Below are 24,304 nucleotides of genomic sequence, written 5' to 3'. Positions count from 1 at the left end.
GCCTCCCTTATTCCGCCGCCACTTCGGGCGCGGGTGTGATCGGTTGGTCCATCCGCGCAAGAATATCGCGCGAGATCGGGCAGCCGGCGTTCGGGTCGGGGCCAAAGCGAACCTCGCTTTCCTCCCAGACCTCGTCGAGCGCCTCCAGGTCGTTGGGGTCCACCTCGGGCTGGTCGAGAAGCTCGGCCACCGCCTCGCGGTCGGCTTTCACACCCGAGAGCTGCAAAAGAGCGGCGAACGCGGGCGCATAGGGGCTTTCCCGCCGGACAAGCCGGGCAGACAAGGCCTCGAATATGTGCGCCGCGTCCGCCAAGGTTTCCTGTACTTCAGCAAAGGGACGCATCGACAGGAATTCCAGCAGCACCGGCAGGTGATCCGGCAGTTCCGAGGTAACTGGGTCAAAGCCCCCTGCCCGGTAGGTTTCCAGCAGCGACACCATCGCGCCGCCCCGGTCCCGGCTTTCGCCATGGACATGTTCGAACAGGTTCAGCGACAGGGTACGCGACCGGTCGAAGAGCATCACATACTGCTCTTCGAGATCGTAGATGTCGCGCCCGCCCAGCGCCTCGACCAGCGGGCGCAGGTCGCGGCGGGCGGCGGCGGTCAGCCGGCTGTCGGCGGCAAGAACGCCTCCGATTTCGGGCATCGCCGTCTGCAATTCGCGTGTCGGATAGCTGAGTATCAGCGACAGCGCCTTCAACGTGCGGTCCATCACATCACCTCCGTGGGCATTTTAAGGGGTTTCTTCGACCCGCCGAACAGCGAGCCCTTGGAGACGCCGGTCGAGCATCCGTTGCCGTCGGTAAAGCCGCAGCCGCCGCGCAGATCATAGGCCTCTTCGACCTGTTCGCGATGCGTCGTCGGGATGACAAAGCGGTCCTCGTAATCGGCAAGCGCCATGATCTTGTACATGTCCTCGATCACCCGGCCCGACAGGCCGACCCGCGCGGCGATGGCCTCGTCGCGCACGCCGTCGATGGTCTTGGCGCGCATATAGGCGCGCATGGCCAGCATCCGTTCCAGCGCCTGGGCCACGGGGGCCTCGTCGCCGGCGGTCAGCATGTTGGCGAGGTATCGCAGCGGGATGCGCAGATTCTTCACATCCGGCATCGCGCCATCCATGCCGATGGCCCCGGCCTCGGCCGCGTTCTGGATCGGGCTGAGCGGCGGGATGTACCACACCATCGGCAGCGTCCGGTATTCGGGGTGCAGGGGGAAGGCCACTTTCCACTCCATCGCCATTTTCCAGATCGGGCTTTCCTGCGCGGCCTTGATCCAGTCCTCGGGGATACCGTCGGCGCGGGCGGTCTCGATCACCACCGGATCGTTGGGGTCGAGGAACACGCCCAGCTGCGCATCATAGAGGTCCTGCTTGTCCGGAGCATTCGCCGCCTCTTCGATCTTGTCCGCATCGTAGAGCATCACGCCGATATAACGGATGCGCCCAACACAGGTTTCCGAACAGACGGTCGGGTTGCCGCTTTCGATCCGGGGATAGCACAGGGTGCATTTCTCGGATTTGCCGGTCGACCAGTTGTAATAGACCTTCTTGTAGGGGCAGCCCGAGACGCACATCCGCCAGCCCCGGCATTTCTCCTGGTCGATCAGGACGATGCCGTCCTCTTCGCGCTTGTAGATCGCGCCCGACGGGCACGACGCGGCACAGGCCGGGTTCAGGCAGTGTTCGCAGAGACGCGGGAGATACATCATGAATGTATTCTCGTATTCCCCGTAGATCTGCTTCTGGATGCCCTCGAAGTTGTAGTCCTGGCTCCGCTTCGAGAATTCGCCACCCAGGATCTCTTCCCAGTTCGGACCTTTCTCGATCTTCTCGATCCGCTCGCCGGTGATCTTGGAACGGGGGCGCGCCGTCGGGAACGCCTCCATCTCGGGGGCGGATTTCAGGTGGTCATAGTCGAAATCGAACGGTTCATAGTAGTCGTCGATTTCGGGCAGATCCGGGTTGGCAAAGATATTCGCCAGGATGCGCCATTTGCCGCCCTGTTTGGGTTGCAGCTTGCCGGATTTGGTCCGCTCCCAGCCGCCGTTCCAGCGCGCCTGGTTTTCCCAGTCGGTCGGATAGCCGGTACCGGGTTTGGTCTCGACGTTGTTGAACCAAGCGTATTCGACACCGTCGCGGCTGGTCCACACGTTCTTGCAGGTGACGGAACAGGTGTGGCACCCGATACATTTGTCGAGGTTCAGCACCATGCCGATTTGCGCACGAATTCTCATTCCGCTGCCTCCTTCTGGGTGGCTTCCCGGTCGAGCCAGTCGACCTTTTTCATCTTTCTGACGACGACAAACTCGTCCCGGTTCGCCCCTACGGTGCCGTAATAGTTGAAGCCGTAGGATTGCTGGGCGTAGCCGCCGATCATGTGAGTGGGCTTGGGCACCGCGCGGGTGACCGAGTTGTGGATGCCGCCCCGTTTGCCGGTTTTCTCGGAACCAGGGGTGTTCACGATCTTTTCCTGGGCATGATACATGAAGGTCGTTCCGTCCTTCATGCGCTGGCTCACCACCGCGCGGGCCGTCAGCGCCCCGTTGGTGTTGTAAAGCTCGACCCAGTCGTTATCGACGATCCCGGCCTTCTTGGCGTCGTTCTCGGAAATCCAGATCACCGGTCCGCCCCTGTTCAGCGTCAGCATCAGCAGGTTGTCGGAATAGGTCGAGTGGATGCCCCATTTCTGGTGCGGCGTGATGAAGTTCAGCACCAGACTGTCGCCCGCATCCTGCACGTCCTTGGTGATCGTCTTCAGATCGACCGGAGGCCGGTAGGACAGGAACCCTTCGCCAAAGGCGCGCATCCACAGGTGATCCTGATAAAGCTGCTGGCGCCCGGTCAGGGTCCGCCACGGGATCAGCTCGTGCACGTTGGTATAGCCCGCGTTATAGCAGACCTTTTCGCTTTCCAGCCCCGACCATGTCGGCGACGAGATGATCTTGCGCGGTTGCGCGGCGATGTCGCGGAACCGGATCTTCTCGTCCTCCTTGGGCAGTGCCAGATGGGTGTGATCGCGCCCGGTGGCCTTCGACAGCGCCTCCCAGGCCTTGACCGCAACCTCGCCATTGGTTTCCGGTGCCAGCATCAGCACGACCTCGGTCGCGTCGATATCGGTGACGATCTTGGCGCAGCCCTTGGCCGGACCGTCCTCCCACACGCCGTTCAGGTCGCGCAGGTGCTGGACCTCGCGATCGGTCTTCCACGAGATGCCCTTGCCGCCATTGCCAAGCTTGTCCATCAGCGGCCCAAGCGCGGTGAACCGGTCGCCGATCGCGGTATAGTCCCGCTCGACCGCGATATAGTTCGGTGCGGTCTTGCCGGGGATCAGATCGCATTCGCCCTTTTTCCAGTCCTTGACCTGGTCCTGCGCAAGCTCGCCGGGCGTATCATGCAGGATCGGCAAGGCGACAATATCGGTCTCCTTGCCAAGGATTTCGGGCGCGACCTCCTGCACCTTGTAGGCGATGGCCTTGAAGATCTCCCAATCCGACTTGCTTTCATAGGCCGGGTCCACCGCCGCTTGCAGCGGGTGGATGAACGGGTGCATGTCCGAGGTGTTGAGGTCGTTCTTCTCGTACCAGCTGGCCGTCGGCAGCACGATGTCGGAATAAACAGCCGTCGTGCTCATACGGAAGTCGATGGTCACAAGCAGGTCAAGCTTGCCGCGCGGGCCATCCTTGTGCCACTTGGCCTCTTTCGGAAGTTGCCGGCCTTCCTCGCCCAGATCCTTGCCCAGAACACCGTGATCGGTGCCCAGAAGGTGCTTGAGGAAATACTCGTGCCCCTTACCCGAGGAGCCCAGCAGGTTCGAGCGCCAGACGAACAGATTGCGCGGCCAGTTCTCGGGCGCGTCCGGGTCCTCGCAAGACATTTCCAGCGCGCCGGACTTGAGCTGCTCGGCCACATAGGCCGGGATCTCCTTGCCCGCCGACTTGGCAGCCTTGGCCACCTCGAGCGGGTTGGTCTTGAGCTGCGGTGCAGAGGGCAGCCAGCCCATGCGTTCGGCCCGGATATTGTAGTCGATCAGGCTGATGTCCCAATCGCCCTCGGGCGCTGTGGGCGACAGGATTTCGCCCGCCGTCAGGGTCTCGTAGCGCCATTGGTCGGTATGGGCATACCAGGCGCTGGTCGAGTTCATGTGTCGCGGCGGACGGCCCCAATCGAGCGCGAAGGCCAGCGGCAGCCAGCCGGTCTGCGGACGCAGTTTCTCCTGCCCCACATAGTGCGCCCAGCCACCACCGGACTGACCCACGCAGCCGCACATCACCAACATGTTGATGACACCGCGATAGTTCATGTCCATGTGGTACCAATGGTTCATCGCGGCACCGATGATGATCATCGATTTACCACCCGTCTTCTCGGCGGTCTGCGCGAATTCGCGGGCTACATGGATGATCTTGTCGGCCTTCACGCCGGTGATCTTCTCGGCCCATTTCGGGGTGCCGGGCACATCCTCGTTGAAATCGCTGGTCACCCAGTCGCCGCCAAGGCCGCGATCCAGCCCGTAGTTGGCGCAGAAAAGGTCAAAGACGGTGGCCACGGCCAGGTCGCCCGCAGCGGTCTTGATGCGTTTGACCGGGATGTTCTTGGTCAAGACGTTCGGGCGCTTGTCGCCGGTGGTGAAGGCCTCGGTCGCATCGGCGCCGAAATAGGGGAAATCCACACCGACCACGTCGTCGTGATCCTCGTCGAGGATCAGCGACATGCGCAGCTTGGTATCGGCGCCCGCCGCCTTCTCCTCGAGGTTCCATTCGCCGTCCTCGCCCCAGCGGTAGCCGATCGAGCCGTTCGGTGCGACCAGCGCGCCCGAGGTCTCGTCAAGAGCCACGGTTTTCCACTCGGGATTGTTTTCCTCGCCCAGCTTGCCGTCCAGATCGTCGGCGCGCAGGAAGCGGCCCGGGATCATCCTGCCGTCCTTCTCCTCGATCTTCACCAGCATCGGGAAGTCGGAATACTTGCGGCAATATTCCTCGAAATACTCGGCCTGACGGTCGAGGTGGAATTCACGCAGGATGACATGGCCAAAGGCCATCGCCAGCGCCGCATCGGTGCCCTGTTTAACGTTCAGCCAGACATCACCGAACTTGGCGGCCTCGGAATAGTCGGGACAGATGACCGCCGACTTGGTGCCGCGATAGCGGGCCTCGGTATAGAAATGCGCGTCCGGCGTCCGGGTCTGCGGCACGTTCGAGCCCCAGAGCAGCAGGTAACCGGCATTGTACCAATCGGCCGATTCCGGCACGTCGGTCTGTTCACCCCAGGTCATGGGCGAGGCCGGCGGCAGGTCGCAATACCAGTCGTAGAAGGACATGCAGACACCGCCCATCAGCGACAGATAGCGCGAGCCGGCAGCGTAAGAGATCATCGACATGGCGGGAATGGGTGAAAAGCCGAAGATGCGGTCCGGGCCATAGGTCTTGGCGGTATAGGCATTCGCCGCCGCGGTGATCTCGGTCGCCTCGTCCCAGCTGGCGCGCACAAAGCCGCCCTTGCCGCGCGTCTCGACATACGAAGCGCGCAGCACCGGATCGTTCTGCAACCGGGTCCAGGCCTCGACCGGGGTCATCGTCTCGCGCATCTTGCGCCAGACCTTCAACAGCCGACCGCGCACCAGTGGGTTCTTTACCCGGTTGGCGCTGTAGAGATACCAGCTGTAGGACGCGCCCCGCGCACAGCCGCGCGGTTCATGGTTGGGCAGGTCGGGACGGGTGCGCGGGTAATCGGTCTGCTGGGTTTCCCAGGTCACGATCCCCGACTTGACGTAGATCTTCCACGAACACGATCCGGTGCAGTTCACCCCATGGGTGGAACGCACGACCTTGTCATGCCGCCAGCGGTTTCTGTAGGTGTCCTCCCAGTCGCGGTTTTCGCGCGTGACCTGGCCGTGGCCGTTGGAGAACTGTTCCAGTTCGTTGGACTGGAGGAAGTTCAATCTGTCGAGCAGGTGGCTCATCTGTGTTATCTCCTGAGGCTGGCCGGGCGCGCGGAGTCACGCGCCCGGTGGCGTTACTGGCTCAGCACGGAACCGGTGCGTTCTTGCGGCTATAGAAGATCCAGGTGATCGCGACGCAGATCACGTAGAAGATCAGGAAACCCCAGAGCGCGCCGTTGGGGGCTCCGGTCATGCTGATCGAGGTGCCGTAGAACTTGGGGATGAAGAAGGCGCCATAGGCCGCAATCGCCGAGGTGAAGGCGATGATCGCGGCACTTTCGCGCTCGGCCTGTTTCAGCGTCGCGGCCTCGTCCAGCTGCGGCATCAGGCGCGGTACTTCCTGGCGCATGATCGAGGGGATCATCTGGAAGGTCGAGGCGTTGCCGACACCGGTCAGGAAGAACAGCGCCATGAAGCAGGCGAAGAAGCCCCAGAAATTGCCGGCCGGGTTGGCCTCGGACGGCAGGAACTGAAGCACGCCCCAGACCGCCACGATCATGCCGAGGAAGGTCCAGAAGGTCACGCGGCCACCACCGAACTTGTCCGAGACCCAACCGGTCGCGGCGCGGCTGAGCGCACCGACAAGCGGGCCGAGAAAGGCGTATTGCAGCACGTTCACATCGGGGAACTGGGTCTTCATCAGCAGCGGGAAACCGGCGGCATAGCCGATGAAGCTGCCAAAGGTGCCGGTGTAGAGGATGCACATGATCCAGTTGTGCTTGCGCGAGAAGATGATCGACTGTTCCGAGAACGAGGCCTTGGCATCGGCGATGTCATTCATGCCGAACCAGGCGGCAATGGCGCTGAGGGCGATGAAGGGCACCCAGATGAAGCCCGCGTTCTGGATCCAGAGTTGGCTGCCATCGCCCAGCGTGACCGGCTCACCGCCGATTGCGCCGAACACGCCCGCCGTGATCACCATCGGCACCACGAATTGCATGACCGACACGCCCAGATTGCCCAGACCCGCATTCAGCGCCAGCGCGTTGCCCTTGGTTTTCTTGGGGTAGAAATAGGCGATATTGGCCATCGACGAGGCAAAGTTGCCGCCGCCAAAACCGCACATCAGGGCCAGCACCAGAAACATCACGTAAGGCGTTTCGGGGTTCTGCACCGCAAAGCCGATACCCAGTGCCGGCAGCAGCAGCGAGGCGGTTGAAATGGCGGTCCATTTCCGCCCGCCGAAGATCGGAATCATGAAGCTGTAGAAGATCCGCAGCGTCGCGCCGGACAGACCCGGCAGTGCCGCCAGCCAGAACAGCTGGCCGGTGGAATAGTCGAACCCGATGGCAGGCAGTTTGGCCACGACGACCGACCAGACCATCCAGACCGAAAAGGCCAAAAGCAGGTTGGGGATCGAAATCCAGAGGTTGCGCGTTGCGACCGCATGGCCGCGGTCCTTCCAGAACTGCGGGTCTTCGGGGCGCCAGTCGATCAGGGTGTGGCCCTGCTGGGCGGCCTGTGCTGTTGTGGTTGCCATGGGTGGTTCCTCCGCTATGGCGTGTCTGTGTTTGGCCGCCCGCACCCCGTGCGGGCGGCGCTGTTTCATTGGGCCGGCTGGACGCCGCCGTTCTTGCGTGCAATCGCGGCAAGACCCTCTTCGAGCTCCGCATTGGCCTTTTCGGCGCGGCGGCGCAGGTTCTCGATATTGGCGGCGGCGAAATTGGCGCGCTCTTCATCTTCCTGCCTGGTCGAGAAGCGGACGAAGAAGGCCAGGAACGAGGCGCAGCTCACCACGATGCCGAGGATCAGGAAGGCTTCGGACCAGTCCACCATGTTCTTGAACAGGAAGCCCGCCAGAACCGCACCGGCATTGCCGCCCGCGCCCACCACACCGGCCACCGCGCCCAGCGCCTTCTTGTTGACGAAAGGGACCACGGAATAGGTCGCGCCCTCGGCCATCTGCGTGAACAGCGAGAAGACGATCAGCGCCGGAAGGGCCAGGAACAGGACCTGCATCTGGCTGAAGATCATCAGCGCGATGCCTTCGAACAGGATGCAGACAAACAGCCAGAAGGCCCGGCCCTTGAGGCCCCAGAGCGATCCGAAGTTGTCGCCGAACAGGCCGCCCAGCGTGCGGGCGAAGATATTCATCAGGCCGAACGAGGCGGCAACGAAACCGGCGGTCACAAGGCTCAGGTCGAAATAGTCGAAGAAATAGAGCGCGGCGACGTTGTTTACCGTCAGTTCGATGCCGAAACAGGCCCCATAGATGACGAACAGCACCCAGACACGCGGGTCCTTCAGCGCCTGCATGTAGTTGCCGGTGACGTTCTTCTTCTCTTCCATCCGGCCCTGCGCGCGCAGGTCGTCGAAATTCCCGTCGGGCGCGTCCTGGGTCAGGAAGTAATAAGCGATCCCCACGAGGAAGATGATGACACCCACCACGACCATGGCCAGCCGCCAGCCCATCGCCTCGGAAAAGCCGAAGCCCACGACGAAGACCGAGAACAGCAGCGGCATGACAAACTGCGTGACACCGCCACCCAGGTTGCCCCAGCCCGCCGAGGTCGCATTGGCCTGCCCCACCACGTTCGGGGCGAACATCACCGTCGTATGGTATTGCGTGATGACAAAAGCCGCCCCGATGCCGCCGATCATGACCCGGAACAGCAGGAAGGATTCAAAGTTCCAGCTGAGCCCGATCCCCATCACCGGAAAGGCACCAAGCAGCAGCAGCCAGGTATAGGCCTTGCGCGGCCCGATGCGGTCACAGAGCCAGCCGATGAAGAACCGGGCAAACACCGTGATCGCGACCGAACCAATGATCGCCCAACCGATCTGGTCCTTGGTCAGTTGCAGTTCGTCGCGCACCACGCTCATCAGCGGCGCGATGCCGAACCATGCGAAGAAGCAGGAAAAGAATGCGAACCACGTCATGTGGAACGTTCTGATCTGCACCATCTTCACGTTGAAGAAATTCGACCACAGCGCTGTGGCCTTGTTCTGTAGCTCCATCGGCTGTCCCTCCAGTCTCTGACAGTCTGCGCATGGCGGACTGCTTTGGCTGGGGGCAGAGGGCGCCTCTTTGTGGTCAGATTGCTTGATTCAGATCAAGTGTTCCAAAAAATGCTGCAAAATAAATGGCTTGAAGAAATTTGTCATGCTACGACATACGAGGTATCAAGGGGTAAGGGGACGTGGATCAATCAAATGATTGATTCTTATCAATCGAGATATTGATATTTATCAAGAGGTGGATGCAGATGCGCCTAGGTATGCCCGAGTCGGATTACCCGGACATCCGGGGACTTCACCTGTTCGAGGACATGTCGGATGAGCATTTCCTGTCGCTCATGCGCGGCGCCTATGTGCAGAATTTCCCGCCTCAGATCGAATTGATCACCGAGGGCGAGCCCAGCGATTTCCTGCATATCGTGCTGTCCGGCTCGGTCGATCTGTTTTCGGGCTGGAACAACCGCGAGAGCAGCCTGGCGACGGTGCGACCGATCTCGACCTTCATCCTTGCGGCCACGGTGCGGGACGCCCCCTACCTGATGTCGGCGCGCACACTGGAAAAAAGCCGGATCGCCCTGATCCCCAGCCAGGATGTGCGTAACGTCTTTGACACCGATCCCGCGTTTGCCCGCGCCATCGTCCGGGAACTGGCCCAGGCCTATCGTCGCAAGGTCAAGACGATGAAGGATCTCAAGCTCAGATCCTCGCTGGAACGGCTGGCCAATTACCTGTTGCGTCAGCAAGGCCGCTGCGACGGGGCGACCCAATTCGACCTCCCCTTCGAAAAATGGCGTTTGGCCTCGCTTCTGGGCATGACCCCCGAGAACCTGAGCCGGTCATTCAAGAGCCTTCAGCCCTATGGCGTGCTGGTCGAGGGCAACCGGATCACCATCATCGATCAGGCGCAGCTCGAACGCTTTGCCAGACCCAGCCCGCTGATCGACGACGACAGGACCTGAGCGGCGGGGATGGCGGCAGGCGCCGCCGTGCCGCTACCAGATCTGTTTGAAGGTCGCCGGCGTGCCGGGCTGAGCCGCCCGGGGCAAGCCCGAGGCCTGCACGGACAGGCCCGCCGCAAGATCGCGCACTAGCGCCAGCGCCGCGGTCAGTTGGCCGTTGGAAAAGGCCGACAGGACCGCGATCGCCTCGGCCCGATGACCGGCGTCGAGCGCGGCCCCGGCCACACGCAAATGCGCCTGAGTCAACTCGGACAGCCGCGCCTCGCGCCGGTCAAAGGCCTGATGCACCGGCGCAAGCGCGGCCTCACCCAGCAACTGCATCAGATACATCAGGCGTTTGCAGTCCTGAAAGGCGCCGACGCTGGTCTCGTTGATCTGCGGCACCAGCGACACGGTGTCGTGGCCGCCGCTGACCGCCTTGCGCAAATCCAGGAACCGGTGCGACTCGCCGGTGGTCAGATAGCGGTGCGGCCCGTATTCCGGCGGGATCGCCTCCTGACCCAGAAAGACCGGAGAGAACGGCGCCGCCAGCGCCCCGCAGGCCGCATGCCACATGCAGATCAGCGCCGGGTCCGCGACGCGACGCAGCGGCACGACCTGGCCATAACCCGCCGTGTCGCCGGTCAGCTTCTCGGTGCGCACGGCCCAGATCATGTCCTCCAGACCGATCTTGCCGGGCCGGGTGGCGCGGGCCTGCATCTCACCCTCGATCCAGCGGATCCCGTCCCAGCGCCCCTTGCCGTCGCCATAGACCGCGTTGGCGTCGAACGGCCCGGCCTCGTACCAGCCCTGTTCACGCGCAAAGCTGACGAAATTCGGCGACCACAGGAAATCGGGGTGATCAGGCTCGGACACCGGCACCTCGAGCACATAGCCGGGGCGCGAGGCGCGGATGCTGTCGGGGCCAAGCCGCTCGGCCACCCACAGCCCCTTCCCGCCGGCGAACTGGATCATCACCCAGGCCTCGTCGGCATCGGCGAAGATATGGGAATTGCCGCCATAGGTCGCCTCGCCATGGTCCGCGATCAGCGCGGCGCAGAGCGTGACCGCGTCCCGCGCGCTGGTGGCGCGCTCAAGCACGGTGCGGGCGAGATCGCTATAGGTGAACCCGGCCTGATCCCCGGGGGTCATGTCCCGCAGTTCCTGCCGCGAGGTCGACCAGACGTCGCGCACCGCGACACCGGCGGCATTCACGCCGCCATTGGTGATCGGCGCGGGCACGCCCAGATAATAGGAATAGCTGACCCGCATGTGCGCTTGCGTCCGGGCCGCCTGTGGCACCGCGATCCTGCGGCCCGGCATGTCGGCTTCGGGTCCGACGCCCACCTCGATGGTGGCGCCCTCGGGGTGCTCCGCCGCTGCCACGATCTCAAGCCAGTGGGACGAAGGTTCATCTCCGTATCCGGCCAGCCAGGCATGGCCGGTCCGGCTGTGGGATTTGCCGACATAGATTGCATAGCTCATGCGTGATGTTCTCCGGTTGCGGCAGCGCTGCGGCGGGAACGCCGGATCTGCCGCCAGGTTTCGCGCGCCGCGCGGGCCCCGCTCGTTTTGGAACCGCCCGACGGGTTGTCGCTCAGATTGGCCAGGGCGGCAAGGCTGTGCCCCCGCCCGCAGAGGGGATGGCAGTCATCCGGGAACCGTCTGCTGCGCCCATGCGCCGGGGAAATGACAACGATGAGCAGCGCTTGCGCCCTCCTGCCATGCCGGGACCTCGGTCGCGCAGCGCGGTTGGACAAAGGGACAACGGGTATGGAACTCGCACCCGGCAGGCCGCCGCAGGATACTGGGCGGCTCTCCCTGCAACGCGATGCGCATCAGCTGCGCATCGGGATCGGGTTCGGGATTCGCGGCCAGCAGCGCCAGCGTATAGGGGTGCTGCGGCGCCGAGAACACCGCCTCGGTCTCGCCCTCCTCGACCAGCTTGCCCAGATACATGATGCCCACCCTGTCGGTGATGTGGCGGACCACGTTCAGGTTGTGGGTGATGATCATGATCGCCAGCCCCAACTCGTCCTGAAGCCGGGCCAGCAGGTTCAGCATCTCGCCCTGGATCGACACATCGAGACCTGCCGTCGGTTCATCCGCGATCAGCAGTTTCGGGTTCAGCGCCAGCGCCCGCGCCACGCCCACCCGCCGCGCCTGACCGCCGGAAATCTGATAGGGATAGCGCGACGCGAATTCGGGCGGCAGGCCGACCATGGCCAACAGGCGCCTTGCCTCGGCATCCAGATCACGATCCGTCATGCCCTGAATGCGGAACGGCTCGGTAATCAGCGACTTGATCGACAAACGCGGAGACAGCGAGCCGATCGGATCCTGGAACATCATCACGATTTCACGGCGCAGCTTGCGAAACTGCGCCTCGGGCAGGTCACGCAGCTCTTGTCCGCGATAGAGAATCGAACCTTCGCTGGCATGGTGCAGTCCGGCCACGGCGCGCGCCAGCGTGGTCTTGCCCGAACCGCTTTCGCCAACGATGCCATAGGTGCGGCCCTCTTCGATCTTCAGACTGACGCCCGAGACCGCCTCGATGCTGCCAGCGCTGCGGAAGAGGCCTCCGCGCAGGCCGAACCGGACCACGACGTCGTTGATTTCCAGAAGCGCATTCATGCGGTCACCCCCGCCCCGACAAGATGACAGGCCGCCCGATGCCCGCCCGTGACATCCGCCATCGCGGGCCGCGCCGCACAGGCAGCGTGTCGCTGCGAACAGCGCTCGGCAAAGATGCAGCCGCCCGGCAGGTTGACCAGATCGGGGATATTGCCGGGAATGGTCGGCAGGTTGCGGGTCCTGACCTTGATATGACCCGGATCACATTCCAGCAGCGCCCGCGTATAGGGATGGGCCGGCTGGTGAAACACATCGCGCACCGAACCGGTCTCGACCACCTCGCCCGCATACATCACCACCACCGCGTCGCACAGCTCGGCAATCACCCCCAGATGGTGCGAGATGAACAGCACCCCACAGCCGATCTCGTCCTGCAAGTCCCGCAACCGCTCGATGATCTGCACCTCCAGCGTCGCGTCCAGCGCCGTGGTCGGCTCGTCGGCGATCAACAGGGACGGTTTCGCCATCAGCGCCATGGCAATGGCGATGCGCTGGCGCATGCCGCCGGAAAATTCGAACGGGTACTGGTTCAGCCGCGCCTGCGCGTCCGGGATGCCCACCAGCGCCAGCATCTCGGTCGCGCGCTTGCGCTTTTCGGCCTTTGTCAGCCGGTCGCGATACTGGATGTCCATCATCTGGCGCCCGACCGTCAGCACAGGGTTGTGGGTCTGCATCGGGTCCTGAAAGACCATTGAAATCTCGGTGCCGCGCAGGCCGCGCATCTGCGCTTCGGTCTCGGCCAGCAGGTCACGGCCCTGGAACCGAACCTCGCCCGCGCCGACCCGCGCATTGGGTGCCATCAGCCGGATGATCGCCGAGATCAGCGTGGACTTGCCGCAGCCGGATTCTCCGACGATGCCGACGATCTTGCCTTCGGGCACGGTCATGGACACATCGCGCAGCGCCTTCAGCTCTCCGCGCGGGGTGGCATAGCTGACCGAGAGGCCCTGAATATCGAGAACGGCCATCACTTGCCCCCCTTGCCACGCAGTTTCGGGTCGACCACATCGCGCAGCGCCTCGCCCAGAAAGGTAAAGCCGATGGTGGTCAGAATGAGCGGAATGCCCCCCGCGATGATCAGCCACGGCGTGTTGCGGATGAGGTTGTAACCGTCATTGAGCAACGAACCCCAGGACGGCGTCGGCGGCTTCACCCCCATGCCCAGAAAGGACAGGCCAGCCTCAAGCCCCACCACGGTCGGGATATCCATCGCCGCGAGTACCGCCAGCGGCCCCAGCACGTTGGGCAGGATATGCACCGCCATGATCCGGGGCGTCGAGGCACCCAGCGATTTCTCGGCGGTGATGAATTCGGCTTCTTTCAGCGACTGGGTCAGGGTGCGCACCACCCGCCCATAGGTGGGGATCGAGGTCACCATGATCACAACGATCACCGTGTTCAGGCTTGGCCCCACCAGCGCCACCACCGCCAGCGCGAACATCACGGTCGGAAACGACCGGATGGTGTCGAACAAGAGCACGATCAGGTTGTCGAGCCATTTCGGTCCATAGCCCGCGATCATCCCCAGCAGCAGGCCGAAGAAAATCGCCCCGCCAATGGTCGGCAGTGCCACCTGCAAGGCCACGCGCCCGCCCCAGATCACCCGGGAAAACGTGTCGCGCCCCAACTGGTCGGTGCCCATCAGATGCGCCGCACCCGGTCCCTGCAACCGGTCCGGCACATTGAGCGCAATCGGGTCATAGGGTGCGATCCAGGGTGCAAAGATGGCCGAAGCGAGGATCAGCACCACGATCACCAGCCCGGTCAGCCCCAGCGGGTCGCGCACAAGGTGGTAGAGGATTTCACCCAGTTCGGACCGGGGCTTTGGCATCGTTGTATCGGTCATGTCCCTGCCCTCATTTCCCGGCCCGGATCCGCGGATCCAGAATGGCGTTGACGATGTCGGCCAGCGTGGTCGAGGCGACAAAGATCAGGGTGGAAAACAGGACCGAGCCCATCACCACAGGGTAGTTGCGGGTGGTGATACTGTCGATCACCAGCTTGCCCAGGCCGGGGCGCGAGAACACGATCTCGGTGAACACCGCCGCCGACAGCAGGAACCCCATGCCGACCCCGATCACCGTGACCGTGGGCAGGATGGCCAGCCGCAGCGCATAGCCGAACACGATCCGCCGCTCGGGCAGGCCAAAGGCGCGCGCGGTGCGGATATGGCCTTCGCCCATCACCTCCAGCATCGAGGCCCGCACCAGGCGTGCGATATAGCCCACCCAGCTGAGGCCGATGGCCAGGCTCGGCAACACCAGATGGTGCAGCTGATCGCCCCAGTCGCCCGCATCACCCGCCCCGATGGCCGGGAACCATTGCAGTTTCACCGCGAAGATCAGAAGCGAATAGAGCGCCACCACAAAGGCAGGCACCGCGATCACCGAAACCGACAGGATACCGGTCAGCCGGTCGCCCAGCGAATTGCGGTTCACCGCCGAATAACAGCCAAGCGCGATCCCCAGAACCGCGGACCAGCCGATCGAGAACAGGATCAATGTCAGCGTAAAAGGTACCTGCCCCAGCACGATCTCTGTGACGGGCCGGTTGGAAAACACATCCATCCCCAGATCGCCGCGCAGCATGTTGGCAAAGAACAGACCGATCTGGACGATCAGCGGCCGGTCCAGCCCCATCCGTGCCTCAAGTGCCTCCCGCATCTCGGGCGTGGCGCGCGGCCCCAGCATGGTGGACACCGGATCGCCGGGGATCATGTGCACGATCAGGAACAGCGAGGACACGGCCAGAACCGTGATCACCGCCGCCAGCCCGATCCGTTTGAAGATGAAGGACAGCATTGGGTACCCCGTCTTTCAGGGAAACGAAGGGGGCACAGCTCTGACCTGCGCCCCCAACGGCCTCAGGGAGAGGTCTCAGGCCGTGCCGAAATAGCGGTACAGAGGCAGCCCATCGGGACGCAGCGCCGGGGTGACAGTGTCGCGATGGATCACCGGCGTCGCCTCGTGGGTCAGGAACTTGTAGGCGCCACTTTCCTCCATCAGGTCCTGTGCGCGGGCATACATCGCCGCGCGCGCGGCCGGGTCGCCCTCGGACTGCGCCGCCAGATGCAGCTTGTCGAACTCTTCCGACCGGAACCGCTCCCAGTTCCACACGCCCGCCTGCTCGGTAATGAACCACGAGGTCGCGTAATACGGATCCGGCGTCATCGAATAACGGTTCAGCACCAGTTCCAGATCCTCGTTCGACCCCAGCTCCCAGAAGGTCGCGCCCTCGTGCAGACGGATTTCCAGCGTTACGCCGATGGCCGCCAGATTGGCCTGGATGATCTGCGCCGCCGTCACGTTTGCCGATTTGTTCAGCACGTCGATGGCCAGCGAAACCCCGGCCTCGCCTGACTCGGCCATCAGCGCCTGCGCCTTGTCCAGATCCGCCGCCACACCGGTCAGCGGCGCGTCGCGATGTCCGGCCAGGCCCGGCGCGATGATCCCGGTCGACGGTTCCGCCGCTCCGAAATAAGCTGCCGCCATGATCATCGGCACGTCAATCGCATGCTGGATCGCCTGCCGCAGTTTCAGATTGCCCAGCTTCGGATTGTCCAGATTCATCCCCACCCAGACATAGTAGAGCGACGGGAACTCCTCCAGCGTCGCCCCCGCGATCGGGTTCGACTTCAGCCGCTCGACACTGTCCAGGCTGACGCGGGTAAAGTCGATCTCGCCCGCCTCGAACGCGATCTCGGCGGCCTTCTCATCGTCGATGTGGTAGATCTGGATCTCGTCGAACGCGGCCGGGTCGCCCTTCCAGTCGGGGTTGCGGCGAAGGGTAGTTTTCTGCTTCGGCTCCCAGCCCGCATGCAGATAGGGGCCCGAGGTCGCCACTGGCTGGGTGTCGATCTTGCCGCCGACGCTGTCAAACGCGGCCTTGGACACGATATTGCCCGCGATATACGGCAGCGTGATCGACCACAGCGGCTGGAACGCGTTCTTCAGCACGATGGTGCCGGTCCGCTCGCCCGTCACCTCGACATGGCTGAGCGGCCCCCAGTCGGGCTTGTTCGTCGATTCCAGCGTATCGTCGATGATCCGCTCGAACGAGAACTTGACGTCCTCGGCGGTCATCGCGCCAAACCCATTGGTGAACCCGATATCGTCGCGCAGGGCAAAGTTGATATGGGTGTCGTCCGCCTGTTCGATCATCGCGGCGGCATCCAGTTGCCAGCCCCATTCGCGGCCCGGCTTGTACTGGATCAGCTTGTTGTAGATCGCGGCGTGGATCTCCTCGTCCACCACGCCCTGGCTGAAGGCCGGGTCCATCGAGCGGATATCGGCATAAGTGCGGGTTCTGAGCACCCCGCCCGATGCCTGCGCCGGACGCGCCGGCAACAACCCCGCCGCCGCCAGACCGCCTAGCGCGCTGGCGCCTTTCAGAAAGGACCGGCGGGGCAACCCGACACGTGTCCAGGAAATGTTGGCTCCGTTCATCTCTTGTCTCCCTGTCAAGATATCGCGCCGGTTCTGCGGCGGAGTCGGAGCGATTGAGACGCCAAGCCGGAATTTCGCGCAATTGAGCGGGCAGACGCGATCTGACGCGACTTTATGCTGTTCAGCATACAAATCGCTCAATAAACTGGCCTAAAACCCGAAGGGAGTTCGCGGGAATGGAGACCGACAGCTTTGCGACCAATCTCAGACTGTTGTGCTCGACCGAATCTTCGGTTTCCGAGCTTTGCCGCCGGATCGGGGTGAATCGCCAGCAATTCAGTAAATACCTAAGCGGCGCGGCGCGGCCATCGCCCGCCAACATGCGCAAGATCGCCGTGCATTTCGGGGTCAGACAGGCAGAGTTCCTGCTGCCGACCGAGGAATTCGAGGCGCATCCGTCAGTCGCTGGCAAGCTGGCCGGCCCGCAGATGCAGCGTCCGGACGGGGGCGGCTTCTTTTCCGCCTTTCGCGGTCAGACCCTGCCGCTGCGCCGGTATCTGGGCTATTACCTCAGCTATTTCCTGACCCAGACCTGGGAAAACTCGATCGTCTGCGCGCTGGTCTGCCTGGACGAACACGAGGGGCTGGTGCGCAGCCGCTCGCTGGAACGTTCGATCGACCCCGACGACGGCAGCCTGTACCTGTCGAAATACGACGGGCGCGTGGCGATGCTGGGCAATCGCATCTTCGTGATGGAATATCAACGGTTGGCGCGGGATGCCCTGGTCGAAACGGTGCTCCATCCCGTCGGGCGGGGGCAGCTGCAATATCTGCGCGGCACGACATTCGGAATCAGCAGCCGGCAGAGACTGCCCTTCACCTCTCCGGTGGTGTGGCGCTACCTGAACGATTTCACCTCGTTGCGCGACGCAATGCGCCAGGTCGGGCGATATGACATCAACTCGGCCAAACTCGACCAGCGGGCCCGGTCGATCCTGCTGGGGGCCCGCGAGGCGAATGCCGAGGGGTTTGTGATGCCGGGGCGGCCCGGATAGCCGCACAACCGACAGCCCGCCCCGAGGGTGGCGCGCTTACCCCGACCCCATCAGCGGCCTCAAGCTTAGCGTCGCCGGTATCCGGCGCCCTTCGACCAGAACCGAACAGGCCCGCTGTTCGAGATCGCGGCGCCCGCCAACCTCGGGCGGCGAGACCATGGCCAACCCGATGGCGGTGCCGGTCTGGGCACTGAAGGCGGCACTGGTGACAAACCCCGCAACGGTATCGCCCATCAGGACCGGCTCGTTATGGTGCAGCAGCGCGTCGCCCTCGGCCAGCCGGACCGAACAGAGGAACGGACCCGCGCCCCCGGCCTTGCGCTCAAGACAGGCATCGCGCCCGACAAAGGGGACCGCCTTGTCAGGTTTGCAGACAAAGCCCAGCCCGACCTGATGCGGCGCCTCGGTATAGGCCATATCATGGCCCCAATGGACAAAACCCGCCTCGATCCGCAGCGCGTTCAGGGCCTCGCCGCCCACCAGACGCAAGCCAAGGGGGGTGCCGGCCTCCATCAGCGTCTCAAACACATGTTCGGCGAAATCGGGGGTGACGAAGATCTCCCACCCCAGATCGCCGGTATAGGACAGACGCTGGGCAAAGACCGGGGCATGGCCGATGTGGAAATGGGCAAGACTGTTGAACGGGAAAGCCGCATCCGACAGGTCTGCATCCGACACCGCCGCCAGAACCGCGCGCGATTTCGGACCGCAGAGCGAGAGCACCCCAAAGGACGGGGTGACATCGCGCAGGCGCACATCCTCATCCGGCTGGATCAACTTGCGCAGGTGGTCGCGGTCGCGCCGGGTATGCGAGATCGCGCTCATCACCATGAAACTGTCGGGACCATGGCGGGCAACGGTAACGTCGCTTTCGATGCCGCCGCGCGCGTTCAGCATCAGCGTATAGGCCACCCGCCCCACCGGCAGGGACATGTCGTTGGTGCAGGCGCGTTGCAGAAACGTCTCGGCGTCGCGCCCCTCGACCATCAGCTTGCCCAGCATGGAATAGTCGATAAGGCCCGCCGCGCCGCGCACCGCGCGCTGTTCGGCCTGTGCATGGTCGAACCAGCCGGGGCGAAAGAAGGAATGGTGATAGATCGGCGCGACGCCAGCGGGGGCGAACCAGCCCGGACGCTCCCAGCCCTGCACCTCGGCATAGGCGGCGCCATGGGCCTTCATCACGTGGTAAAAGGGCGTGCGTCGCAGGCCCCGCGCGGATTGCCGCTGCCGTCCGGGCCAGTGCATCGCATAGGTCAGCACCAGCGTTTCCGGGCAGCGTTCCCGCAGATAGGGGTCGCGCGCCTGCCAGTCCTCGATCCGGGCCGGGTCCATCTCGGAAAGGTCCATGGTGGGATGGCCCGCCATGATCCAGTCGGCCACCGCCCGGCCCGCGCCCGACCCTGACTGGATGCCGGTCGAGTTGACCCCGGCCAGCACGAAATACCCCTTCAGATCGGGGGCTTCGCCCAGGGTGAAGCGGCCATCATGGGAATAGCTTTCAGGGCCGTTGAAGAAGGTGCGAATACCCGTCTCTTGCAGGATGGGCACCCGGTTCATGGCAAGTTCCAGCACCTCCATCACGTCATCCTCGACGAAGGGGAGACTGTCGAACTCGAAACTCTCGGGGATGCCGCCGGTGGCCCAGGGTTTGGCCTGGAAATGCGCGAAACCAAACAGCAGCTTGCCTGCGTCCTCTTTCCAATAGGTGCCGTCGCAGTAAGAGCGCAGCACTGGCAGGTCGGCAGGCAGGTCCGGGATCGGCTCGGTGACCAGATAATAATGCTCGCAGGCGTGCAGAGGCACGCCGACACCGTTCTGACGCCCCAACTCGCGCGCCCACATGCCACCACAGTTGACCACGAAATCGGCGGTGATCGTGCCGTGATCCGTGCGCACGCCGGTCACGCGGCCATTGGCGGTCAGCACCTCCTCGGCCTTCACATTCTCGCGGATCGTGGCGCCGTATTTGCGCGCGCCACGCGCCAGCGCCTGGGTCAGGTCGACCGGATTGGCCGACCCGTCCGAGGGCATGTGGATGCCGCCCAGCACGCCATCGGAGTTCATCAACGGCCAGCGCTCGGCGATCTCGGCCGTCTCCATGTAATGCGCCTCTACCCCGAAAAGGCGCGCGAAATCGGCCTTGCGCTTCAGCTCGGCCATGCGTTCGTCATTCAGCGCGATGGATATCGAACCCGATTGGCGGAAACCGGGGTTCTGTCCGGTTTCCGCCTCGATCTCTTGCAACAATTCAACGCCATAGCTGGCAAAGGCGGTGGTGGCATGGCTGCCCTGCAATTGCCCGACCAGCCCCGCCGCGTGCCAGGTGGTGCCGCTGGTCAGGGTCTTGCGTTCCAGCAGCACGACATCGCTCCAACCGTTCTTGGCCAGGTGATAGGCCACCGAGCAGCCCATGATGCCGCCGCCGATGATGACAACGCGGGCCCTGTCGGGAAGCGGAGTGGTCATTTGCTTGATCCTGTCTTGAATTCGGGGATTGGGTGCGGTGGGTCAGCCGGTCGCGAACAGGCGACCGGCGCCCTCTGGCACGCCGTCAAGCCCCGCCAGCCGCATCAGGTGCCAGGCCAGAACCTGGTTCGAGGCGATCACCGGTTTGCCAATCCGCGCCTCGGCCTCGGCGATCACGTCGAGAGCGCGCAGGCTGGTGCAGGAGACGAACACACCCTCCACCTCGTCACGCGCGCCGATGGTCGCGACGGCATCAAGAATGCTCTGCGCCGAGATCCGGGCCACGGTGAAATCGTCGGACTGGTTGAACGAGGCAACCGCCACGGTTTCGAACCCCGAGGCGCGCAGATTGGCCTGCATTTCCAGCGTCACCTCGGGCGGATAGGGCGTCAGCAGCGCGATCCGGCTCAGGCCCAGCGCAGAGAGCGCCGCCTTGCAGGCGGTGAGCGGGTTCGAGGTGCCGGCGCCGGGATGTACCGCGCGGATCATCTCGTCCACGCGGGCCTCGCCGATCATCGTGGCGCCCGAAGTACAGGCATAGCCGATGGCGTCAAATCCAAACGAGGCAGGCAACAGCTCGGCCGTGCGCGGCAGATCGACCTGCATCTGGCGCAGGGTCTCGGGCGAGACCTCCATCGCGTTGGGAATTCGGGCATGATAGAGCGCAACGCCCTCCCCCCCGAACAGGTGGGCGAACTCGTGCTCGATGGTCTGATCGGTCTGCAACACGATCAGACCGATCCGGGCCCGCTGGCCAAGCCCGGCATCGGTTTCGAACGCAAGCGTTTCAATGACCGTCGGGGGGGAGGACGCTGCGTTTTGCATGGCTACATCATCGCCCCGGCGCCGGCACCATCCGACCCCTCTTGTTGCGCAAAGAAGGACGTCCCCTTGGGCACCGCCGGAAGCTCCATCTGATAGGCGGTGCAGCGCACCCGGCCCGAGGCCTCGCCGCGCACCAGTTCATGGGTGAACCGGCTGGGCAGGTGGTTGGGGCTCAGCTCGATCGCGTCCTCGGCATAATAAGTGGTGATATACAGCGTGCGCGGCTGGTCCGACAGGTTCGGCGCCGAGCCGTGCAGCAGGCTGGCATGCATCAAGCAGACGGACCCCGCCTTGCCGGTGCATCTGACGATCCTGTCGCGCTCTGCCTCGACAATCGCGTCATCCACCGCGCCGGTGAACACGCCGTTGTGCCAATGCGAATGGATCGGCCCCTTGTGGCTGCCCGGGATCACCTCGAGCGGGCCGTTTTCCAGCGTCACATCGTCGAGGAACAACAGACAGGTGATCATGTCGTCATTGGTCATCGGCTCGAACGGGAAATCCTGGTGCCATTTCACCTGGGTCGCCGATCCCGGCAGTTTCGAGTTCACCTTGCCATGATGAAAGCGCACGCCGGGTCCGATCAGCTCGGCGCAGTAATCCACCGTGCGCGCCTTGCGCATGGTGTCGGCGTAGACCTCCGAGACCTCTTCGGGCGACTGGATGCGGCGCAGGGCGGGCTTGTCGGCGCTGTGGCCCGGTTGCAGGTCGAACCGTGCGCGACCGTCCAGCGTCTCGCCGTAGTCGTCGGCATGGGCGCGGCTTTCCTCTACCCAACCCGCGAACTCGGCCCTGAGCGCGGCCAGTTCATCAGGAGAAACCGCATCTTCGACAACCAGTACGCCATCGCGCCAGAACGCGTCCTTCTGTTCCTGTGACAACAGTCCCATCCACTTTCCTCCCTTGTTGGCCCGACCGCGCCGGGGTTGATCTTGTCGGCAATATTTCGGTGCCAGGTGTCCGAAGGCCTGCCCCGGGACGCATCCAGTTCCCGTTCAATCGGCCCTAATTGGTATATACCAGATTAAAGTGATGTAACGGCGAGTCTGCCTGCTCAGTCAAGTGAAAAAATTTTCCTTGCTCGATCTGGTATATACCAATTACCCTTGATGAAAATCGTGGGAATCAGATGAACGACGCAACACCCGATCAGCTCCGAACAGGATCATCGCGCGAAACCCCGCGCTTTCAGCAGATTGTTCAGGACATCAAGCGGCGGATCGCCAATGGCAGCTTGTCGGAACATGCCGCCCTGCCCTCGGAACGGCGCATCGCCGAAGAGACCGGCATCAGCCGGATGACCGCGCGGCGCGCGCTTGATGCGCTCGAGGCCGAGGGGCTGGTTTACAGCGCGGACCGGCGCGGGCGCTTCGTCTCGCCCAAGCGGGTCAGCTATGACGTCTCGAACATGGTCAGCTTTGTCGCCAATGCCGAAAGCCGGGGTACCGCGCTGGGAATCGAAGTGATCCGGGCGCAGGAGGGCCAGGCCGACGCCGCACTGGCCGCACGGCTGGAGCTGGAACCGGGTGCCGCGATCCATGAATACACCCGCCTGTTCCGCCAGGACGGGCACGCGATCTTTGTCGAGACGGAATATGTGGATGCCGGACGGTGCCCCGATTTCCTGTCCCACGACCTGCATCAATCCACCACCCGCCTGCTCGAGTCGCGATACGATCTGGTGGCACATACCGGGGATATCATGATCCGGATGCGCGGCGCCCAGCCCGAAGAGACCCGGTTGCTGGGACTGGCGCAAAGTCAGTCGGGGATCGAACTGACCCAAGTGATCCGGGACGCATCCGGGCGCCCATTCTGTTTCGGTCGCCAGTTCTGGCGCGGAGAACTGGCGGAGTTTTCGGCCCGAGCCATTGTCGGAGGTTTTACCCATGGCTGACAATCCAATGCGTGGTTTCACCCCCGCAGAATTCGAGGCCCGCACGGCGCGGGCGCAAGAGAAGATGGCGGCGCAGGGACTGGACGGTCTGCTGCTGATGACCGAACCCGAGTTGCGCTATTTCAGCGGGTTCCACAGCCTGTTCTGGCAGAGCCCGACGCGGCCCTGGTTCCTGTTCGTACCCGCCAGCGGCAAACCGGTCGCGGTGATCCCCGAGATCGGCGCCGAGTTGATGCGGCGCGGCTGGCTGGACGATGTGCGCACCTGGCCCGCGCCGCAGCCGCAGGATGACGGGATCAGCCTGTTGACCGAGCTGTTGTCGCCGCTGGCCGCGCGTGGCGCGCGTTTGGGCGTGATGAAAGGGCACGAGACGCTGCTCAGAATGCCGCTGGGCGACTGGGAGCGCCTGCTGGCCGCCCTGCCCGGCATCGAGATCGCCGATGCCACCGGCCTGGTGCAGGGGCTGCGCATGGTCAAGACCCCTGCCGAGATCGAGAAGCTGGCGCATATCTGCGCCATCGGCTCCGCCACGTTCGGCGCGGTGCCGGATTTCGTGTCCGAGGGGATGCCGCTGGACGCCGTGTTCCGCGAGTTCCGCCGCGCGGCAATCGGGCTGGGCGCGGACGACGCGCCCTATGTGGTGGGCGCCGCCGATCAGGGCGGCTATGCGGATGTGATCTCGCCCCCGACGCAGCAGCCGCTGCGGGCGGGCGATGTGCTGATGCTGGACACAGGCTGCACCTGGGACGGGTATTTCTGCGATTTCGACCGCAACTGGGCGATTGGGCGGGCCGATGATGCGGCGCGGCGGGCCTATGACGTGCTGTGGCGCGCAACTCAGGCCGGGATCGACGCCGCCCGCCCCGGCGCCACCTGCCGCGACCTGTTCCAGGCCATGTCCGCGGTCATTGCCGAGCTGGATGACAGCGGTGGCGATATCGGACGGCTGGGGCACGGGCTGGGCATGCAACTGACCGAACAACCCTCGCACGCGGCTTTCGACACCACCGTGTTGCAAGAGAACATGGTCCTGACCATCGAACCCTCGCTCAGCTACGGCAATGGGCTGATGATGGTGCATGAAGAGAACATCGTAGTGACCGACGGGCCCGCCCGATTGCTGAGCACCCGCGCGGCGACCGAGTTGGTGATCTTGCGGTGAGCGGTCCGTTTGCCCCTGACCCACAAGTCGCCACCCATTGCGTAT

Annotated in this window: 18 protein-coding genes; 4 read left to right on the top strand and 14 right to left on the bottom strand. The window is 63.8% G+C overall.

Translation table 11 applies throughout. The features are described 5' to 3' along the window. Window positions 1-7 precede the first annotated feature (7 nt). From narJ to AC2FL1_RS03575, 5 genes are all read right to left on the bottom strand, one after another. A complete protein-coding gene (gene narJ / locus AC2FL1_RS03595; RefSeq protein WP_496876002.1) occupies window positions 8-712 on the bottom strand; it encodes a nitrate reductase molybdenum cofactor assembly chaperone in 705 nt (234 codons plus the stop codon). Then, window positions 712-2,235 (bottom strand): nitrate reductase subunit beta, encoded by a 1,524-nt coding sequence (gene narH / locus AC2FL1_RS03590; protein ID WP_234145493.1) that lies wholly within the window; start codon window positions 2,233-2,235, stop codon window positions 712-714. Before narH ends, narJ begins: the two co-directional genes overlap by 1 nt. Beyond that, window positions 2,232-5,960: a nitrate reductase subunit alpha gene (locus tag AC2FL1_RS03585; RefSeq protein WP_496876001.1), complete on the bottom strand. Its 3,729-nt coding sequence runs from the start codon at window positions 5,958-5,960 to the stop codon at window positions 2,232-2,234. The genes narH and AC2FL1_RS03585 overlap by 4 nt, the downstream gene beginning before the upstream one ends. A 61-nt stretch (window positions 5,961-6,021) precedes the next feature. Next, the gene (locus tag AC2FL1_RS03580) at window positions 6,022-7,419 is read right to left on the bottom strand and encodes a NarK family nitrate/nitrite MFS transporter (protein WP_234145491.1); all 1,398 of its coding nucleotides are present in this window, start codon (window positions 7,417-7,419) and stop codon (window positions 6,022-6,024) included. 65 nt (window positions 7,420-7,484) lie between these two features. Next, on the bottom strand, window positions 7,485-8,897 hold the full coding sequence (locus AC2FL1_RS03575) for an MFS transporter (protein WP_496827711.1): 1,413 nt from the start codon (window positions 8,895-8,897) through the stop codon (window positions 7,485-7,487). 248 nt (window positions 8,898-9,145) lie between these two features. Here AC2FL1_RS03575 and AC2FL1_RS03570 point away from each other — a divergent pair, with 248 nt between their 5' ends. Further along, on the top strand, window positions 9,146-9,856 hold the full coding sequence (locus AC2FL1_RS03570; protein WP_496876000.1) for a helix-turn-helix domain-containing protein: 711 nt from the start codon (window positions 9,146-9,148) through the stop codon (window positions 9,854-9,856). Window positions 9,857-9,889: 33 nt separating this feature from the next. Here AC2FL1_RS03570 and AC2FL1_RS03565 read toward each other — a convergent pair whose 3' ends face one another. The 6 genes from AC2FL1_RS03565 to AC2FL1_RS03540 all read right to left on the bottom strand — a co-directional run bounded on the left by AC2FL1_RS03565 (window position 9,890) and on the right by AC2FL1_RS03540 (window position 16,914). Next, window positions 9,890-11,320 carry a C69 family dipeptidase gene (locus AC2FL1_RS03565; RefSeq protein WP_496875999.1) on the bottom strand — a complete coding sequence of 477 codons (1,431 nt, stop codon included), beginning with the start codon at window positions 11,318-11,320 and terminating at the stop codon, window positions 9,890-9,892. Window positions 11,321-11,485: 165 nt separating this feature from the next. After that, on the bottom strand, window positions 11,486-12,469 hold the full coding sequence (locus AC2FL1_RS03560) for an ABC transporter ATP-binding protein (RefSeq protein WP_496875998.1): 984 nt from the start codon (window positions 12,467-12,469) through the stop codon (window positions 11,486-11,488). After that, window positions 12,466-13,437 carry an ABC transporter ATP-binding protein gene (locus AC2FL1_RS03555; protein WP_496875997.1) on the bottom strand — a complete coding sequence of 324 codons (972 nt, stop codon included), beginning with the start codon at window positions 13,435-13,437 and terminating at the stop codon, window positions 12,466-12,468. Before AC2FL1_RS03555 ends, AC2FL1_RS03560 begins: the two co-directional genes overlap by 4 nt. Continuing rightward, complete coding sequence (locus AC2FL1_RS03550; protein WP_496875996.1) at window positions 13,437-14,315, bottom strand: ABC transporter permease; 879 nt, start codon at window positions 14,313-14,315, stop codon at window positions 13,437-13,439. Before AC2FL1_RS03550 ends, AC2FL1_RS03555 begins: the two co-directional genes overlap by 1 nt. A 10-nt stretch (window positions 14,316-14,325) precedes the next feature. Next, entirely contained in the window at window positions 14,326-15,270 is a 945-nt protein-coding gene (locus AC2FL1_RS03545) for an ABC transporter permease (protein ID WP_496875995.1), read from the bottom strand. Window positions 15,271-15,345: 75 nt separating this feature from the next. After that, window positions 15,346-16,914 carry an ABC transporter substrate-binding protein gene (locus AC2FL1_RS03540; protein ID WP_496875994.1) on the bottom strand — a complete coding sequence of 523 codons (1,569 nt, stop codon included), beginning with the start codon at window positions 16,912-16,914 and terminating at the stop codon, window positions 15,346-15,348. Between the two features lie 176 nt (window positions 16,915-17,090). On the opposite strand from AC2FL1_RS03540, the gene AC2FL1_RS03535 reads away from it, so the two are divergent. Further along, entirely contained in the window at window positions 17,091-17,909 is an 819-nt protein-coding gene (locus AC2FL1_RS03535) for a helix-turn-helix domain-containing protein (RefSeq protein WP_496827695.1), read from the top strand. A 36-nt stretch (window positions 17,910-17,945) separates the two neighbouring features. Here AC2FL1_RS03535 and AC2FL1_RS03530 read toward each other — a convergent pair whose 3' ends face one another. The 3 genes from AC2FL1_RS03530 to AC2FL1_RS03520 are packed head-to-tail and all read right to left on the bottom strand — an operon-like array spanning window position 17,946 to window position 22,090. Beyond that, entirely contained in the window at window positions 17,946-20,375 is a 2,430-nt protein-coding gene (locus AC2FL1_RS03530; RefSeq protein WP_496875993.1) for a GcvT family protein, read from the bottom strand. A gap of 42 nt (window positions 20,376-20,417) precedes the next feature. Next, window positions 20,418-21,200 (bottom strand): maleate cis-trans isomerase family protein, encoded by a 783-nt coding sequence (locus tag AC2FL1_RS03525; protein WP_496875992.1) that lies wholly within the window; start codon window positions 21,198-21,200, stop codon window positions 20,418-20,420. Between the two features lie 2 nt (window positions 21,201-21,202). Further along, window positions 21,203-22,090 (bottom strand): phytanoyl-CoA dioxygenase family protein, encoded by an 888-nt coding sequence (locus tag AC2FL1_RS03520; protein ID WP_496875991.1) that lies wholly within the window; start codon window positions 22,088-22,090, stop codon window positions 21,203-21,205. 239 nt (window positions 22,091-22,329) lie between these two features. Here AC2FL1_RS03520 and AC2FL1_RS03515 point away from each other — a divergent pair, with 239 nt between their 5' ends. Together AC2FL1_RS03515 and AC2FL1_RS03510 are read left to right on the top strand one after the other, a co-directional pair. After that, window positions 22,330-23,097, top strand: a complete 768-nt coding sequence (locus tag AC2FL1_RS03515) for a GntR family transcriptional regulator (protein WP_496875990.1) — start codon at window positions 22,330-22,332, stop codon at window positions 23,095-23,097. After that, window positions 23,090-24,259 carry a M24 family metallopeptidase gene (locus tag AC2FL1_RS03510; RefSeq protein ID WP_496875989.1) on the top strand — a complete coding sequence of 390 codons (1,170 nt, stop codon included), beginning with the start codon at window positions 23,090-23,092 and terminating at the stop codon, window positions 24,257-24,259. Before AC2FL1_RS03515 ends, AC2FL1_RS03510 begins: the two co-directional genes overlap by 8 nt. Window positions 24,260-24,304: the final 45 nt, after the last annotated feature.

This window comes from Ruegeria sp. YKSF070 (assembly GCF_059612725.1).
The sequence above is the reverse complement of the archived record's forward strand: the minus strand, read 5'-3'. Positions and strand labels throughout refer to the sequence as shown.